Origin of the sequence: Clostridium autoethanogenum DSM 10061 (assembly GCF_001484725.1) — a bacterium.
In the GTDB taxonomy this organism is placed as follows: Bacteria; Bacillota; Clostridia; order Clostridiales; family Clostridiaceae; genus Clostridium_B; species Clostridium_B ljungdahlii.
This window is the reverse complement of sequence record NZ_CP012395.1, coordinates 992,714-1,008,178: the sequence shown is the minus strand read 5'-3', so window position 1 is coordinate 1,008,178 and position 15,465 is coordinate 992,714. Positions and strand designations below refer to the sequence as shown.

Annotated in this window: 13 protein-coding genes; 9 read left to right on the top strand and 4 right to left on the bottom strand. The window is 30.7% G+C overall.

Annotation, left to right across the window (positions count from 1 at the left end):
• Positions 1-87 precede the first annotated feature (87 nt).
• From CLAU_RS04435 to CLAU_RS04425, 3 genes are all read left to right on the top strand, one after another.
• Positions 88-711 (top strand): TetR/AcrR family transcriptional regulator, encoded by a 624-nt coding sequence (locus CLAU_RS04435; RefSeq protein WP_013239580.1) that lies wholly within the window; start codon positions 88-90, stop codon positions 709-711.
• A gap of 273 nt (positions 712-984) precedes the next feature.
• Positions 985-1,518, top strand: coding sequence for a MaoC family dehydratase (locus CLAU_RS04430; protein ID WP_023162012.1), 534 nt, complete (start codon positions 985-987; stop codon positions 1,516-1,518).
• Between the two features lie 183 nt (positions 1,519-1,701).
• Positions 1,702-2,520 (top strand): nitroreductase family protein, encoded by an 819-nt coding sequence (locus CLAU_RS04425; RefSeq protein ID WP_013239578.1) that lies wholly within the window; start codon positions 1,702-1,704, stop codon positions 2,518-2,520.
• A 51-nt stretch (positions 2,521-2,571) separates the two neighbouring features.
• Here CLAU_RS04425 and CLAU_RS04420 read toward each other — a convergent pair whose 3' ends face one another.
• Positions 2,572-3,753, bottom strand: coding sequence for a pyridoxal phosphate-dependent aminotransferase (locus CLAU_RS04420; protein WP_013239577.1), 1,182 nt, complete (start codon positions 3,751-3,753; stop codon positions 2,572-2,574).
• Positions 3,754-3,935: 182 nt separating this feature from the next.
• On the opposite strand from CLAU_RS04420, the gene CLAU_RS04415 reads away from it, so the two are divergent.
• Both CLAU_RS04415 and CLAU_RS04410 read left to right on the top strand, forming a co-directional pair.
• Positions 3,936-4,721 (top strand): IclR family transcriptional regulator, encoded by a 786-nt coding sequence (locus CLAU_RS04415; RefSeq protein ID WP_023162011.1) that lies wholly within the window; start codon positions 3,936-3,938, stop codon positions 4,719-4,721.
• Positions 4,722-4,739: 18 nt separating this feature from the next.
• Positions 4,740-5,489, top strand: coding sequence for an AAA family ATPase (locus CLAU_RS04410; protein ID WP_013239575.1), 750 nt, complete (start codon positions 4,740-4,742; stop codon positions 5,487-5,489).
• Between the two features lie 97 nt (positions 5,490-5,586).
• On the opposite strand, the gene CLAU_RS04405 is transcribed toward CLAU_RS04410, so the two are convergent.
• On the bottom strand, positions 5,587-7,365 hold the full coding sequence (locus tag CLAU_RS04405; RefSeq protein ID WP_013239574.1) for a glycosyl hydrolase family 28 protein: 1,779 nt from the start codon (positions 7,363-7,365) through the stop codon (positions 5,587-5,589).
• 228 nt (positions 7,366-7,593) lie between these two features.
• On the opposite strand from CLAU_RS04405, the gene CLAU_RS04400 reads away from it, so the two are divergent.
• Entirely contained in the window at positions 7,594-7,731 is a 138-nt protein-coding gene (locus CLAU_RS04400) for a CDIF630_02480 family spore surface protein (RefSeq protein ID WP_455551084.1), read from the top strand.
• Positions 7,732-7,903: 172 nt separating this feature from the next.
• Here CLAU_RS04400 and nifJ read toward each other — a convergent pair whose 3' ends face one another.
• A complete protein-coding gene (gene nifJ, locus CLAU_RS04395) occupies positions 7,904-11,428 on the bottom strand; it encodes a pyruvate:ferredoxin (flavodoxin) oxidoreductase (protein WP_023162010.1) in 3,525 nt (1,174 codons plus the stop codon).
• Between the two features lie 838 nt (positions 11,429-12,266).
• On the opposite strand from nifJ, the gene CLAU_RS04385 reads away from it, so the two are divergent.
• Complete coding sequence (locus CLAU_RS04385; protein WP_013239571.1) at positions 12,267-13,058, top strand: AraC family transcriptional regulator; 792 nt, start codon at positions 12,267-12,269, stop codon at positions 13,056-13,058.
• Between the two features lie 42 nt (positions 13,059-13,100).
• Here the strand turns inward: CLAU_RS04385 and CLAU_RS04380 are convergent, their stop codons facing one another.
• Positions 13,101-13,523, bottom strand: coding sequence for a DUF2000 domain-containing protein (locus CLAU_RS04380; RefSeq protein WP_013239570.1), 423 nt, complete (start codon positions 13,521-13,523; stop codon positions 13,101-13,103).
• A gap of 125 nt (positions 13,524-13,648) precedes the next feature.
• Between CLAU_RS04380 and CLAU_RS04375 the strand changes: the two genes are divergently transcribed.
• Entirely contained in the window at positions 13,649-14,977 is a 1,329-nt protein-coding gene (locus CLAU_RS04375) for a nucleotide disphospho-sugar-binding domain-containing protein (protein ID WP_013239569.1), read from the top strand.
• A gap of 43 nt (positions 14,978-15,020) precedes the next feature.
• The gene (locus CLAU_RS04370; protein ID WP_013239568.1) at positions 15,021-15,440 is read left to right on the top strand and encodes a GNAT family N-acetyltransferase; all 420 of its coding nucleotides are present in this window, start codon (positions 15,021-15,023) and stop codon (positions 15,438-15,440) included.
• The last annotated feature ends 25 nt before the right edge of the window (positions 15,441-15,465 follow it).

Below are 15,465 nucleotides of genomic sequence, written 5' to 3'. Positions count from 1 at the left end.
TTATAATACCATCCAGACTTTATTGACAAATAAACTATCATATTATAAAATGAATTACATATTCAGTTTTATATTGGCGGGGATAAAATGGCTCAAATAAAAAAAGACAAAATTAGGCAGGCAATTGAAAGTTCGGCGATAGATATATTTTTAGAAAAAGGGTATCTTAACACAAAAATGAAGGATATTTCTGAAAAAGCAAATATATCAGTAGGAAATATTTATATTTATTTTAAAAACAAAGAAAATTTATTTTATACTGTTTTACCACAATCTTTTGTAGATGCTTTTAGAAATTATAATTCTAATATATTTCCAATATTAACAAAAGCCTTTTTTAATAATGAACAAGATTTAGAAAGGTATGTTCCAAATCATAAACAGGTAGAGGATTTAATAGCAAATCGTAAAAGATTGTTAATATTATTGAGGTGCAGCAAAGGTACAAAATATGAAAATTTGAAAGAAGAGATATTAGAAAATATAATACAGCGCGAATGTAGTTATCTGCAAAAATATAATTTTGCAGATAACTGTAGGACAACTCAAAATTATAAAGTAATAAGAATGGTGTTTTACAATATGCTTAATATGCTGCTGGATTCCCTGGAAGGTGATATGAATGGGGATGAACGAAGAAATGTAGTGAGATTTGCGTTTAAATACAATTATGATGGATTTAAAAGATTACTTACAGAATACACTAAGTAAAACTAGTGCTATATCTTAAATATAAGTCACAAATAGAAAATATAAACAGAGTTCTTGGTTTCAGGTAGAGTTTTTTCTCCATCTGAAACTTATTAACAGGATTCTTAGTGCTTTAGCACTTAGAAGACGTTATCCTTTAGGGGAAATCTTTATCCAGGGTCGTAGCAGCCGTTATTCCCCACTTTATAAGAAGGGTATTACGGTTGGTAGCTAGCCATCGGATGAAAAATAGCTTAGATATATTGTATAAAGTATTTATAAGGTGGGAATAAAATGATAGATTTATTTAGAGCATTTGCTACAAAGGATGATTTTTTTTATGATGGTGCATTTATTGCCAAGGCAAAATATCAACGATTTCAATCAAAATCAGATAAAGAAACTTATAAAAATGAGATTATAAAAAGCAATAGACGACTTTCTGTAATCAACTGTAGTGGATATGTTAATAATGAAGTTGTAGAAACATTAACAGTTTATTTAATGATGAATGCTACAGTTAAAGAAGCTACTCAATTAGAATCTATCAAAGATGTGGGTACTTTATGGCGTAATTTTTCAAAAAAAGAAATTGCAGATTTTAGTCATCTTACAGGAGATACAAATTCTATTCATCTCACGGAAAATCCTGTTGTACAAGGATTATTTATACTGAAAGAACTTTGTGATACATCTCAAACCAATGAAATAGAAGTAAAGTATGTTCATCCTGTTTATAGTGGTAATCCGGTTTATATAAAATATGAGGGAAATCTCATTAAAGGTTTTAGTAATGGTATATTATGTTTTAAAGCAACCCTGCTTTAAAATATGAATAAAGAAAGTATAAACAGAATTCTTGGCATCAGATGGAGTTTTGACTCCACATAATGCTTTAGAGATCGTTATCCAGGGATGTAACTACTCTTAATACTTTCACTTAGAGAAAGGGGAATATTAAGAGTAGATAGTCATCGGATAAAATTACATTGAAAAAGGAGTAGAGACTTTATGATGAATGTAAATAGTGAAAAGTGTATAGGATGCGGACAATGTGTTAAAGATTGTTTTGCAAGAGACATAGAGATAATAGATGGTAAAGCTAAAATAAATAATATTACTTGCATAAAGTGCGGGCACTGTATTGCGGTGTGTCCTAAAAGTGCAGTATCAACAGACGAATATAACATGGAAGATATAAAAGAATACAATAAAGAAGATTTTTCCGTAGATGCTGATACTTTATTAAATTTTATCAAGTTCAGAAGAACTATAAGACAGTTTAAGGATAAAAAAATAGAAGATGAAAAAATTCTTAAAATTATAGAAGCCGGAAGATTTACCCAAACAGCAAGCAATATGCAGGATGTATCTTATATAGTTGTAAGAGATGGAATACAGGATTTAAGAAAATTAATAATTGAAAGTTTAAATCAAGTTGGAGAAAAAATACTTAAAGATACAAATGAAAAAAATATACTTTATCAAAGATATGCTAAAATATGGATTGATATGTATAAGGAATATAAAGAAAACCCTAAAAACGATAGATTATTTTTTAATGCTCCAGTAGTAATAGTTGTTACGGCAAGACAGGAAGTAAATGGAGCTTTAGCATCTTCAAATATGGAACTTATGATTAATTCTTTAGGACTTGGAACGTTGTTTAGTGGTTTTTCTGCTGTGGCTGCCCAAATGGATGAAAAAATAAGTAAGTTTCTTGGAGTTAAGAAAGGGAGAAAGGTTGTAACTTTCATGATAGTTGGATATCCTAATGTGAAATATCTAAGAACTGTACCAAGGAGAAAAGCAGATATACGCTGGAAGTAAATATTACAAATTACAAAGTGGTATATTGTAGGGCTTCAAAGAAGCCCTCTGTTACAAGGCAGATACCATGCATTTATTAAAAATGTTCATTTTTTCTATACGATTAAATGCTTCATTCATTTTTTTGGTATTTACTGTCATGGCAAGTCGTATGTATCCTTCACCACATTTACCGAAAGCATTACCAGGAAGTACAAGAACATGAGCCTCATTTAGCATTTTATCGGCTACTTCTTTTGAACTAAGTCCTGTAGCTTTTATATTGACAAAAAGGTAAATACTACCCCGTGGCTTTAAAACTGACATATTTGGAATTGAACAAATTCTATCATAGGCGTAAAAAATCCTCTTTTTATATTCGCAAGCAATCTGCGGTTGTATTTTATCTCTATTTTTAAGTGCATGAATCGCAGCACGCTGGGATATTGAAGGTGAGGCAAACACATTATTTTCATTTATATCTTTAGCAGTTTGAATGATAAATGAAGGTGCAATAAGGTAGCCTATTCTCCATCCTGTCATGGCATAGTTTTTGGAGAAACTGCCAATTGTAATTGTACGCTCACGCATTTTTTCAAGAGTAGTAATTGGAATAAATGGTTCTTCGTAGCTAAATAGTGTATAAATATCATCCGCAATTACGATTAAATCATATTTAATAGCAATTTCTGCAATTTCTTTAAGTGTTTCCTTTTTAAAACATGTTCCTGAAGGGTTGTTTGGTGTATTTATTATTATCGCTTTTGTTCTATTAGTAATTAAGTTTTCTAATCTTTTAGGATTTACTTGAAATCCTTCTTCTTCAAAGGTTTCAAGATGTACAGGAATACCTCTAGCTAGTTTTATTTGCTGTGGATATGGAGTAAAATAAGGATCATGTATTATGACTTCATCTCCATCATCGAGAATGGCTTCTAGAGTCAACCACATTGCATGACATCCACTTGTAGTGATCATGCATTCATCACTTTTAACGTTATAATCATATTTATTTAAGTAAAATTTGCGTATTTCTTTACGAAGTTCTGGATCACCTAAAGAGTCTGTATAGTGTGTATGGCCATTCATGGCATCTTCAAATGCTTTTTTTATTATAATTTCACTAGTTGTAATATCAGGATCTCCGAGACTGAAATCAATAATATCATCAAATTTTTTTAAAAGATCATTACTTTCACCCATTGGAGTGGATATACTATTCCAATATCTTTTAGATAAAAATTTATTTTTCATGCTAAATTATCTCCTTATAATGAAAATTGATTCTGAAACGGTGTTTCAAAAACTATTATAGCATGTATCAAAATATTTTCAATAAATATTCAACAATGTTTATAAATATTCAATAATAAATTGACGTAACTTATAGATAATATTATTATATTAACATAGTGTAATAGAGGAGGGAGTCCCTTTTGACTAATAATTCACAAAATTATGATAGTATTTCTATGGTTGATAGAGCGATTCAAATTATAAATGAAATATATAAATCAGAGGTTCCTATTGGTGTTTCCGAAATATCTTCTAATCTTGACTTACCTAAAGCAACAGTATATAGAATTTTAAATACCCTTTTTCAAAATTCTATTATAGAAAAAGATAAAAATGGGAAATATGGTTTAGGGTTAATTTTTATTCAGTATAGTGAAAAAGTCAAATCCAAAGTTGACTTAAATTTGATTGCAAAACCTTTTATGGTTGATCTTTCTGCAAAAACTGGAGAATCTACAAATTTGGGAATATTAGATGAGGATAATGTAGTGACAATTTCCAGTGTAAATGGAGAAAGTTCAGTACTTGTTTCAAGATTAATACCCGTATCTCCTCTGCATTGTTCATCTATGGGAAAAATATTTCTTAGTTATCAGGATGACGAAATGATTAAAGCTTATTTTAAAAGGCATAATCAAAAAAGAACAGTAAACACTATATCAAATTATGAGGATTTTTTGTTAGAAAGAAAAAAGATAATAGCAGAGCAAATTTCTTACGATATAGAAGAGTATGAATATGGTTTAGGATGTATTTCTGCACCAATATATAATAGTAAAGGAAAGATTGCAGCAGGGATAAGTGTTTCAGGACCTATTAGCCGCATGAAGTTTAAAGGTATAAAGTATATTGAAAATGAGTTAAAAAATGTAGCAAATAAGATCAGTGAGAAAGTGAAAGTACTAGGAATTAATATTACATATTAGGGTGGTTGTGAAGAAGTTATGGAAAGAACGGATGTTAATCAGTATTTAAGAAGTATAGAGCTTAGGAGAGATAAGATAAAATCTTTTTCAACATACCCATTTTGTTTACCAGTTATAAAAAATTTATCCAGTTTAAAGTTCCATCCTAAGGTTACATTTATTGTAGGAGAAAATGGGACTGGTAAATCTACAATTCTTGAGGCAATTGCTGTTTTATCTGGATTTAATGCTGAAGGGGGAACTAAAAATTTTAATTTTGCAACCTGTGATACTCATTCGAAATTATATAATTACATTAGATTGATTAAGGGTATTAGAGCTCCGAAGGATGGATTCTTTTTAAGGGCAGAAAGTTTTTATAATCTTGCAACAAATATTGATGATCTTGAAAAACAAACTCCAGGACTTTTATCGTATTATGGTGGACGTTCATTACATAAGCAGTCTCATGGAGAGTCTTTCTTTTCAGTATTTATAAATAGGTTTAGTGGAAAGGGATTGTACATATTAGATGAACCAGAAGCAGCACTATCTCCATCCAGGCAGATGGCTATGATTTCAAAAATACATGAACTTATAGAAAAAGATTCACAGTTTATCATAGCAACTCATTCTCCAATTATAATGGCATATCCTGACGCAGTTATATATGAGATAAAGGACTCTATTAAAAAAGTTAGATATGAAGAAACAGAACACTATCAAGTGATGAAGAGTTTTTTAAATAATACAGATAAGATGATGGACATACTTATAAATGACAAGTGAGGTAAAGTGACTATAATAAAATCACTTGGGCAATAGAATAGATAAAAAATTCTTATTGCCTCAAGTGATTTATTTTTAAATAGAAAACAAGGTACAACTACTTTTCAAAAACAAGATTTTTAGAGTTACTTGTAATCCAAGGATTTTTTATATTAGCATCAAATGTTATATTTTTAAATGTACTATTACTAAGATAATTTATACTAGCAGGTTTTGTATTTTTAAATGATGTGTCTGCAAAATTTATGTTGTCATCATAGGAATCTTTTAGTCCGGACACAAATATAGCATTACTTTTCGAACTGTCTATGCTACAATTGATAACGGAAATATCTTTAAATTGTGGTAGATTTAAAGCTGGTTTAAAGCCTTGAGCTTTATTTGAATCAGAATAATTGGATGTGAAAGTAAAAGGTTCACCTTCGCTGTCAGTAATGTTTTTGAGTGCAGAATCACGAAAGGTTATATTTTTTGCACCACCACCTGTTTGTGGTGTTGTTTTACATCTAAGGCCTGCACCTGTGCCATTTAACACATTGTCTTCGGCAAGAATATTTTCTATCCAAGCAGCTGTATTACTTCCAGCTACTACAGCACCATGACCGTGGGCAAAGTAATTATCAAATATCCATACATTGTCTACCGGGTTGCGAGTTTTTTCATCTTCTGCACCTTTTCCAGCCGTAAAATTTATATCGTCGTCACCAGTATCAAATACACTATTTAATACGATTAAACCATTTGAATCAAAATCGATACCATCTGCGTTATTACAATCAAAAGTTTTAACAAGGGCACCGTTTAAAACTGTGTTATTGCAGTGACTTGTTACAATAGTGTGCTGTGAAGGATTTTCAAAAGAAAGACCGTCACCTAAATATACATTATCTATATGGCTAATTGAAACAAGATTTGATCTCGTAGAATAGGCCTTAGTATCAGAAAGTCCATTATTTTTTGCTAACTTAAATTGATTGGCTGCCAGGATACCATTTCCTGAAACTGTTTTTAAGCTGCTTTTTAAAGAATTTGGGAATCCAGTGAGGGCATCAGCGTTACCCTGTTTCCATCCGTTTCCGTCTATTGTGCCGCTTCCAATTATTTTTAAATCTTTGCTGTTATTAGTGCCAATAGCATTAATAAGAGCATTACTTTTATTGGTATCTTTTGATGTAGCATCAGTTTTTATATAATCCTCCGGGTTATCTGAGCCAATAAGAGTTCCATCTACTCTGAAAATAATACCAGGTTTCAACCAAAGTGCACCTGACTTAAAAGTCTTTCCCGATGGAAGAATCACTTCTGAACCATTAGTAGAAGCATCAATAGCAGCTTGAATGGACTTTGTATCAAGGGATTGTCCATCACCAATAGCTCCATATCTAGTTACATCAAATATTTTTGGTATTTTAGTTGTAGTTTCAATAATGGTATTGCTGTCCTTTGATTCAGTTCCATTATTGTTAACAGATCTAACAGTAAATTTATAAGTGGTATTTGGTTTAAGTCCTGTAACAGTATAAGTATGCTCACTTATTTTTACGGCTGAATTATTACTAGGATCTTTATAAAAGTTATCAACCAATGATTTGGACTTGGATGATATACTATTTGTATTACCTATGTATTTTCCATTCAAATAGATGTTATATTTAGTAATGTCTTTGTAATTGTCTGGCTTGTGCCATGCTAAAGTAATGCTATTATCATTATAAGCTAAAGTTGGTACTATTAAATTTTGAGGTACTGATGAATCCTTAATAGTTTCATTACTTATACTCTTAGAATTTACGCTGCTGCATCCTATAAATAATGAACCGAGAACTATTAATCCTGACAATAAGCTTAGTAATTTAATATTTATAGTTTTATTCATTAGATCATCTCCTAGTATATTAATAGTATTTTATATCATTTTAATAGCTGATTATTAAAAGAATATATAAAAGTTATTATATTTTAATGAATAAAGCTGTAATACTGTGAAAATTTTAGTGAATATAATTTGATTAATTCATATTTTTTCATACATTTTTTAAAATTGAAGATAATATGTATGAGAGGAGGAATTATTGTGGAAGGAGATAGAACTAAAGATGGTTCCATGGAACTGCCAATTGAAAAACACGATACTGCAGCATGGGCAAATATCCATAAGGAAAAACCAGTTTCAAAAGTATCAGTGCCAAGTGAATTTGATGTTAAGAATGCTAAAGAATATGTAGATTCTAATGAAAAATAATTCCTATTATAAAAGACCTAACTGATTGGTTAGGTCTTTTATCTGATGGCTACCTACTGTAACACTTCCACTTCTATCAAAGCGGAAGATAACAGTAGATACGCCCCTAGATAATTCATCTAAACTTAGTGGGAGAAACAAACTCCCACTAAGTAAGATTCATTGATTGTAATCAATATTTTATTGATGATAATTTCTTGTAAATATCATATCTTTCATGAGCATTATTTTCAGATTCTTTAAATGCTTTTTCAACTGCATCAGGGAAGATAGTTTTTAATGAAGAATAACGGAGTTCTCCATTAATAAAGTCTATATATGATTTTGTAGGCTCTTTGGAGTCTAATATAAAAGGATTTTTACCTTCCTGTTTTAATAGAGGATTATACCTATATAGGTGCCAGTAACCGGATTCAACAGCCTTTTTCTCTTCTGCAATACTAGTACCCATTCCAGTTTTGATACCATGGTTTATACAAGGTGCATAGGCTATGATTAGAGAAGGACCTTTATAAGCTTCTGCTTCTGTAATTGCTTTAATGGTATGGTTCATGTTTGCCCCCATGGCTATTTGAGTTACATATACGTATCCATAAGTCATGGCCATCAAACCAAGATCCTTTTTCCTTATTTTTTTACCGCTGGCAGCGAGCTTCGCAACTGCTCCTGTAGGAGTTGATTTTGACGATTGACCACCAGTGTTTGAGTAGACTTCTGTGTCCATAACAAATATATTTACATCATCGCCTAAGGCAAGTACTTGATCTACACCGCCAAATCCAATGTCATAGGCCCATCCATCACCGCCGATTAGCCAATGAGATTTTTTGATTAAATAATCTTTCTTCATAAATATTTCATTTAAAATACTATTATTTTTTAAACTTTCATTGTTCAGGATTTTTAGTATTTTTGCAGAAGCTCTTTTTGAAGTATCTGCATCATTGAATCCTGCAAGCCATTCTTTAAAGGCTTCTTTCAGTTCAGAATTAATGTCCATTGTCATGGCTGTTTCCATCAAATCAGCTAATCGTTCTCTCATTTGTTTTACACCAAGGAACATTCCATATCCGTATTCTGCATTATCTTCAAATAATGAATTACCCCAGGAAGGACCTTTGCCAAAATTATTTGTAGTGTAGGCTATTGCAGGTGCACTTGCTCCCCAGATTGATGAACAGCCTGTTGCATTTGCTATCATCATTCTATCTCCATAAAGTTGAGTTAAAAGTTTAATATAAGGAGTTTCTCCACAGCCAGGACAGGCACCGTTAAATTCCAGGAGTGGCCTTGCAAATTGACTTCCTTTTACTGTATGCAAATCCATTAATCCTTCTTTAGGAGTAATTTTCATGGCATATTCAAAATTATCAGATTGTTCTTCTATTTCTTCTTTTGCAGGTTTCATTATCAAAGCTTTTCCTGGAGCAGGACATATATCTGCACAATTTCCACATCCGGTACAATCGAGTGGACTTATTTGAATACGATAATGTAAGTTTTCAAGGTCTTTACCAACAGGTTTTTTTGTTAGAAAATTTTCAGGAGCATTTTCTTTTTCTCTATCATCTAGTAAGCAGGCTCTTATTACACTGTGAGGGCAAACATAGGAACATTGATTGCATTGAATACATTTGTCAATTTGCCATTCAGGTATGAAAACTGCAATCCCACGCTTTTCGTAGGCTGTTACACCAAGTGGGTAAGAACCATCTTCCATTCCATTAAAAGCGCTGACTGGAAGTTCATCTCCTTCATGTCTTGCCATAGGTTTTTCAATTTTATTTACAAAATCAGGAAATTCTTTTTTTGGCATATCTGGATCTTTAGCATTTTTCCAGGATTCTGGTACAGTAACTTTATGGGCAGCATTTGCTCCTGCATCTATTGCTGCTTTGTTTGCATTAACTATATTTTCGCCTTTTTTACCATAGGCGTATTCTACAGAGTCTTTTAAGTATTGGATTGCCTGATCTACAGGAATTATATTAGCTAGTTTAAAGAATACAGCTTGCATTATCATATTTATTCTAGAACCTAATCCAACTTTTTGTGCTATTGAAACTGCGTCTACTATATAAAATTGTATGTTATTTTCAGCAATATACCGTCTCATTGAAGCTGGAAGATGTTCATCTAATTCGTTTTCACTCCAAGGGCAGTTTAAAACGAATGCTCCATTTTTCTTCAATCCTTTTAATACATTTATATTGTAAATAAAGGATTTATTGTGACAAGCAGTATAATCTGATTCATAAACTAGATAAGGTGATTTTATTGGTTTATTGCCAAATCTCAAATGAGAAACTGTACTTCCACCTGATTTTTTACTGTCGTAGGAGAAATAAGCCTGACAATATAAATTTGTTTTATCGCCTATGATCTTAACTGCTGTTTTATTTGCACCTACAGTACCATCTGATCCCAAACCATAGAATTTGCATCTTATAGTTCCTTCTGGTGTTGTATCTATTATTTCTTCCTCAGCCAGAGATGTATTTGTAACATCATCAACTATCCCGATTGTAAATCTATTTTTTGAATTAGGATTTTTAAGATTTTTAAATACAGCTAAAATTTGAGAAGGTGTTGTATCTTTTGAACCCAATCCATATCTTCCACCAACAATTACAGGTTTATCTGCATTATTATAAAATAAATTTACTACATCTAAATAAAGAGGTTCTCCTGTAGAACCAGGTTCTTTTGTTCTATCTAAAACAGCAATTTTTTTAACTGTTTTAGGTAAATATTTAAAGAAGTAAGAAGAAGAAAATGGTCTGTATAAGTGTACTTTTATAAGTCCTACTTTTTCATTATTTTGTCTTAAATAATCTACAGTTTCTTCTACAGTATCACAAACTGATCCCATAGCAACAATTATATATTCCGCATTTGGATCTCCATAGTAATCAAATGGATGATATACTCTTCCAGTAAGTTTTTCTATTTCTCTCATATAGCCTTCAACAATATCTGGAACAGCATCAAAGAACTTATTTGAAGATTCTCTTTGCTGAAAATAAATATCGGGATTTTGAGCAGTTCCTCTAACTGAAGGATGTTCTGGATTTAAAGATTTGTCTCTAAATTTTTGGATTGCATTATAATCAACTAATTTTGCCACATCCTCATGGTCAATTACTTCAATTTTTTGATATTCATGAGATGTTCTGAAACCATCAAAAAAATGTAAAAAAGGAATGCTAGCTCTAATTGCAGAAAGGTGGGCAATATTTGCTAAATCCATAACTTCTTGAACACTTGATGATGCTAAAAGCGCAAATCCAGTTTGCCTTGTTGCCATAACATCCTGGTGATCACCAAAAATTGATAGTGCATGAGTTGCAATTGCACGGGCAGTTACATGAAATACCCCAGGCAGCAGTTCACCTGCAATCTTATACATATTAGGTATCATAAGAAGTAGTCCTTGTGAAGCAGTGTATGTAGTTGTCAGTGCACCAGCAGCCAATGATCCGTGGACAGCTCCAGCAGCACCAGCTTCGGATTGCATTTCAACAAGTTTAACTGGTTGACCGAATATATTTTTTTTACCATGGGAGGATAGATCATCTACAAGTTCAGCCATCGGAGTAGATGGTGTTATGGGATAAACAGCTGCAACATCTGTGAAAGCATAGGAAGCTTCAGCAGCAGCTTGATTCCCATCCATGGTCTTTAATTTCTTTGTCATATCATGCTTCCTCCTCTATAAATAATTTTTAACATATTTAGTATTTACAAAGTATGCCTATTGAATTCATGAATTTAGGTTAAATCCTTAACTATTAATTTTTAATTATATTTTATCCCGCTTGCACTGAAAGCAGGTTTCATGAATGGAATTTTAGGAAGCATGAATATATTAACGTTTTCTTCTAAAATTAAACTACTCAATATATAAATTTTAATTCCACAATATTCATATTCATCATAAATTTCTTCTTTATTAAAATATTTTAAAACCTCAACACTGAGATTTGTGACTTTCGTCATCTCACTTGTTCAGCAGCTTATACAGTTAGAACGAGTTCTAATTAAAAAACAGCCTTGAATTTTTTTAGCATATTTAAGGGCTTTTTCTTGAATAGTTATCATATATTTATCACCTCCATAAATTTTGTAAATAAGTTTTATGTATATACAATTGAAATCTTAAAAAAAGTAACCTATACTATAAAATATACTAGTAGTTAATTAAAGGCAACTATTTATTAATATTCTTATAAATAATATATAACTCAGCTTTTGCAGTTTAAAAATAATGCGAATCAAAGCTTCGCAAGTTAAGAATTAATAATGAAAAATTAATGGTGAAGGATGATTTTTAGCTGTCGCAAAAAATCTTTAATTTATATAAATCAGCAATGCTTCGCTTTAGCGAAACAAGTGATGAAAAGCTTAATCAAAGATTTTTTATAGTGTAACGGAAAAAAATCCACATTAACTATTGATTTTTAATTCTTAACTATTAACTAAAGAAATTTTATATGTGCTAAAGTTGAGTATACAAAAAATAGTGTGGAGGAAAAATGCAGGGAATAAGATATTATTTCAGTGATTATAATGGAAATGTAGAAATAAAAAAATGTGAAAACTCAATACATTCATGTAAAGAACATTTCCATAATGAAATCTCTATTGGATTAGTTGAAAAGGGAAGTTGCAGTACAAAAATGCAAAGTGGAAAATATGAAATCTCGGAAAATACAATTTTGATAATACCACAAAATACAGTTCACAAATGTACTCCTTATAGCTATAAAAATTGGAATTTTAGAATGATTTATATAAATGAAGATTGGTTTAAAACTGTATTTAATAGAGATAACTTAGGTATAAAATTTTCATATATAAAATTAAATAAAATTGCATTTAAAAATGCTTACAAATTATTTGCAGACATTGAAAATAACATAATGAATATTGAAAATGAGACTAAACTTATAAATTATATTTCCTTTTTAGAATATGACAGGGACAAAAATTGGAATGAGCAAGCCGTTAAAGTTTCCAATCTAGCTGAATTAGAAAAAATTAAAAAATACATAGATAAAAATTATCTAAATAATTTAACGTTGAAAGATTTAGCTGAAATGTCACATATGAGTAAATACTGTGTAGTTAGACAATTTGAGAATTGTTATGGAATATCACCACACAAGTATATAACTAATCTAAGGATAAATTATGCCAAAAGGCTTATAAGAAAAAATAGAAGTTTTACGGATGCAGCGCTGGAATCTGGATTTTATGATCAAAGTCATTTTATAAAATATTTTAAAGATTATACAGGAGTTACACCAGGTATGTATAAACAATAACTGCAGCCTATAAATGGTGCAGTTATTGTTAATGAAATTTTTTTATTTTAATGTCGGCAAGCTTCCGGTTAAGCTTGTAATTGTTTTTTTACTACCATATAAACAAATTCCGAGATAGTTTAATTCTGATGAATCAGTGCAAGATAATCTTTGTATGTAATCATCGTATATTTTGCATTTTTGAGCTATGTCATTAAAGTCAATTATGGTTATTTCTTTGCTGTATTTTTCTTTTACTATAGTATATAAATCCCTTATTTTATTTTTGGTTGATGATAGTATTGGTATTGGTATTTTTACAATTCCCTTATGTGGAAAGTTGCCTATATCAGAAACATCTTCACCAACAATACTCCCTATAGATTTACCTAAGGTACAACCTAAGATAGCTGAGGTGTTGGCAATTAATCCTAAAGGCAGTTCTTTATCAATTATAATAACGCATTTTTTATCAGTACAGTTCATGTATAAATCCTCCTAAGTTTTTTTATAGTATAATATAATCATTTACTTATATATAGTAAAAAATTGCAGAGGTAAATTTAAAGTTTTATCAAGTGGAAGATTACATTGGAAGGAGCTATATAAGCATGAAAAAATATTTAACTATTGCTTTTTCAGTTATACTTTCAGATGCTGGAGAAGCAACGCGTGCTCTTGAGATAGCAGATGGAATTAGGAAATTTTGTCCTGAGAACTATGAAGTAGACATAGTTTTTTTATCTACAGGGAGTAGGTTTGAAGAAAAAGTAATTTCTAATGGATTTAAAATTTATAAGTGTAATCCTAAACTTCCTGGAATAGGATTTCATCAAGATTTTAAACCTACTAGTTTTAATTTAATCGGTGATAAAAAACTTGCTTTTGAATTGATTAAGGGAGAAATTGATGCACTTAATGAATTAAAGCCTGATGTAGTTATACATGGTTTTTACCCAATAGCAGGTATTGCACGTAGAATGCTTAATAAACCAGTGCTTGGTATTTGCTATCTTCCAATACCTTTACATGAAGACACTCTTAATAAATTGATGAAAGATATTCCGGACATGGTAAGGCCTCTAACATATCTACCATTAAAGCTTCGTAAAAAAATAATAAAATCTATACCAAAATCTTTAATGTTAAAAAATCCATCATTTGTACAAACTAATATTAGAGAAGCTTTTAGAAAATTTAATTACAAGGGACAATCCATAAATAATTTATTTGATATGCTGAGAGCTGACCTTACAATTGTAAATGACTTTGAGGAATTTTATAAAGGTATCACGCTACCAGATACTTTTAAAATTGTAGGACCATTGTATGCATCTTCTTTAAATGATAGAGTAGTAGATGAAAATATTTTTAAAATTTTTAACCATAATAATAAAAACTTAAAAATTTTTTGTACTCTTGGAAGTTCAGGAAAAAAGGAATATCTGTTTGAGGCTATAAAGGCGTTAACTCAAGGTATAGGCAAGAAATGGAGTGCAGTAATTTTAGCTCCTAAGGCAGTATGTCCAATTGATGAAGCAATTGCCTGTGCAAAAGATAGCTCAAATATTTATATAACAGATGCATTTGTACCAGCGCCACTAGTTAATTCACTTGCAGATGTGGTTATATCTCATGGTGGACAGGGTACAATACAGACTGCCATTGCAAGTGGAACACCTATTGTTGGATTTGCCATACAGCCAGAACAGCAGATAAATCTTGATAATGTAGCAACTAGAGGTGGAGCAATAAGAATTCCCATACACAAATGGAATGCAAATAACATACAATCTGCAGTAAAAACTGTAGCAGGAAATCCCTCTTATAAAGAAAGTATAAAAGAACTGAAAAAAGTTTTGGATAGGGTAGATGGTAAGAAGAATTCTGCTGTTGCAATATGGAAATATATATTAAAGAACATGTCTTATAGTGTTTAAAAAAGCGGTAAATTAAAATGAAGTTTTAGAAGGGAGATTTGTAATGGAAATAGTAAATGGTGAATACATATTTACAGATAATGTTGATAAAATTAAACTAGAAGAAGTTTGTAATTTACTAAGACAATCTCATTGGGCTAAAAACCGACCTGCTGAAGTTATTGCTAAGACAATTAAGCACTCCCTTTGTTTTGCAATTTATCATAATGATATACAAATTGGGTTTGCAAGAGTTGTAAGTGATTATGCTGTTTACAGCTTAATATTAGATGTAATTATTGATGAAAAGTATAGAAGAAGAGGATTGGGAAAAAAGCTAATTGAATTTATAAATAAATATCCGGCTATAAAAGATACAAGTAAATTTCTTTGGACAAAGTATGCTGAAAAAGTATATTTGAAATGCGGCTTTAAGGAAGAAGATTGTTATAAGTATATGTTTAACAGACCTTTAAGTTTATGAAATAATATAGAAAGTGGAGACAATT

Excerpts from the sequence above, each read along its gene's own strand:
- CLAU_RS04400 (WP_455551084.1), top strand. The coding sequence starts at position 7,594 with ATGGAACTGCCAATTGAAAAACACGATACTGCAGCATGGGCAAATATC.
- CLAU_RS04375 (WP_013239569.1), top strand. The coding sequence starts at position 13,649 with ATGAAAAAATATTTAACTATTGCTTTTTCAGTTATACTTTCAGATGCT.
- CLAU_RS04430 (WP_023162012.1), top strand. The coding sequence starts at position 985 with ATGATAGATTTATTTAGAGCATTTGCTACAAAGGATGATTTTTTTTAT.
- CLAU_RS04385 (WP_013239571.1), top strand. The coding sequence starts at position 12,267 with ATGCAGGGAATAAGATATTATTTCAGTGATTATAATGGAAATGTAGAA.
- CLAU_RS04380 (WP_013239570.1), bottom strand. The coding sequence starts at position 13,523 with ATGAACTGTACTGATAAAAAATGCGTTATTATAATTGATAAAGAACTG.
- CLAU_RS04410 (WP_013239575.1), top strand. The coding sequence starts at position 4,740 with ATGGAAAGAACGGATGTTAATCAGTATTTAAGAAGTATAGAGCTTAGG.
- CLAU_RS04420 (WP_013239577.1), bottom strand. The coding sequence starts at position 3,753 with ATGAAAAATAAATTTTTATCTAAAAGATATTGGAATAGTATATCCACT.
- CLAU_RS04425 (WP_013239578.1), top strand. The coding sequence starts at position 1,702 with ATGATGAATGTAAATAGTGAAAAGTGTATAGGATGCGGACAATGTGTT.
- CLAU_RS04370 (WP_013239568.1), top strand. The coding sequence starts at position 15,021 with ATGGAAATAGTAAATGGTGAATACATATTTACAGATAATGTTGATAAA.
- CLAU_RS04435 (WP_013239580.1), top strand. The coding sequence starts at position 88 with ATGGCTCAAATAAAAAAAGACAAAATTAGGCAGGCAATTGAAAGTTCG.
- nifJ (WP_023162010.1), bottom strand. The coding sequence starts at position 11,428 with ATGACAAAGAAATTAAAGACCATGGATGGGAATCAAGCTGCTGCTGAA.
- CLAU_RS04405 (WP_013239574.1), bottom strand. The coding sequence starts at position 7,365 with ATGAATAAAACTATAAATATTAAATTACTAAGCTTATTGTCAGGATTA.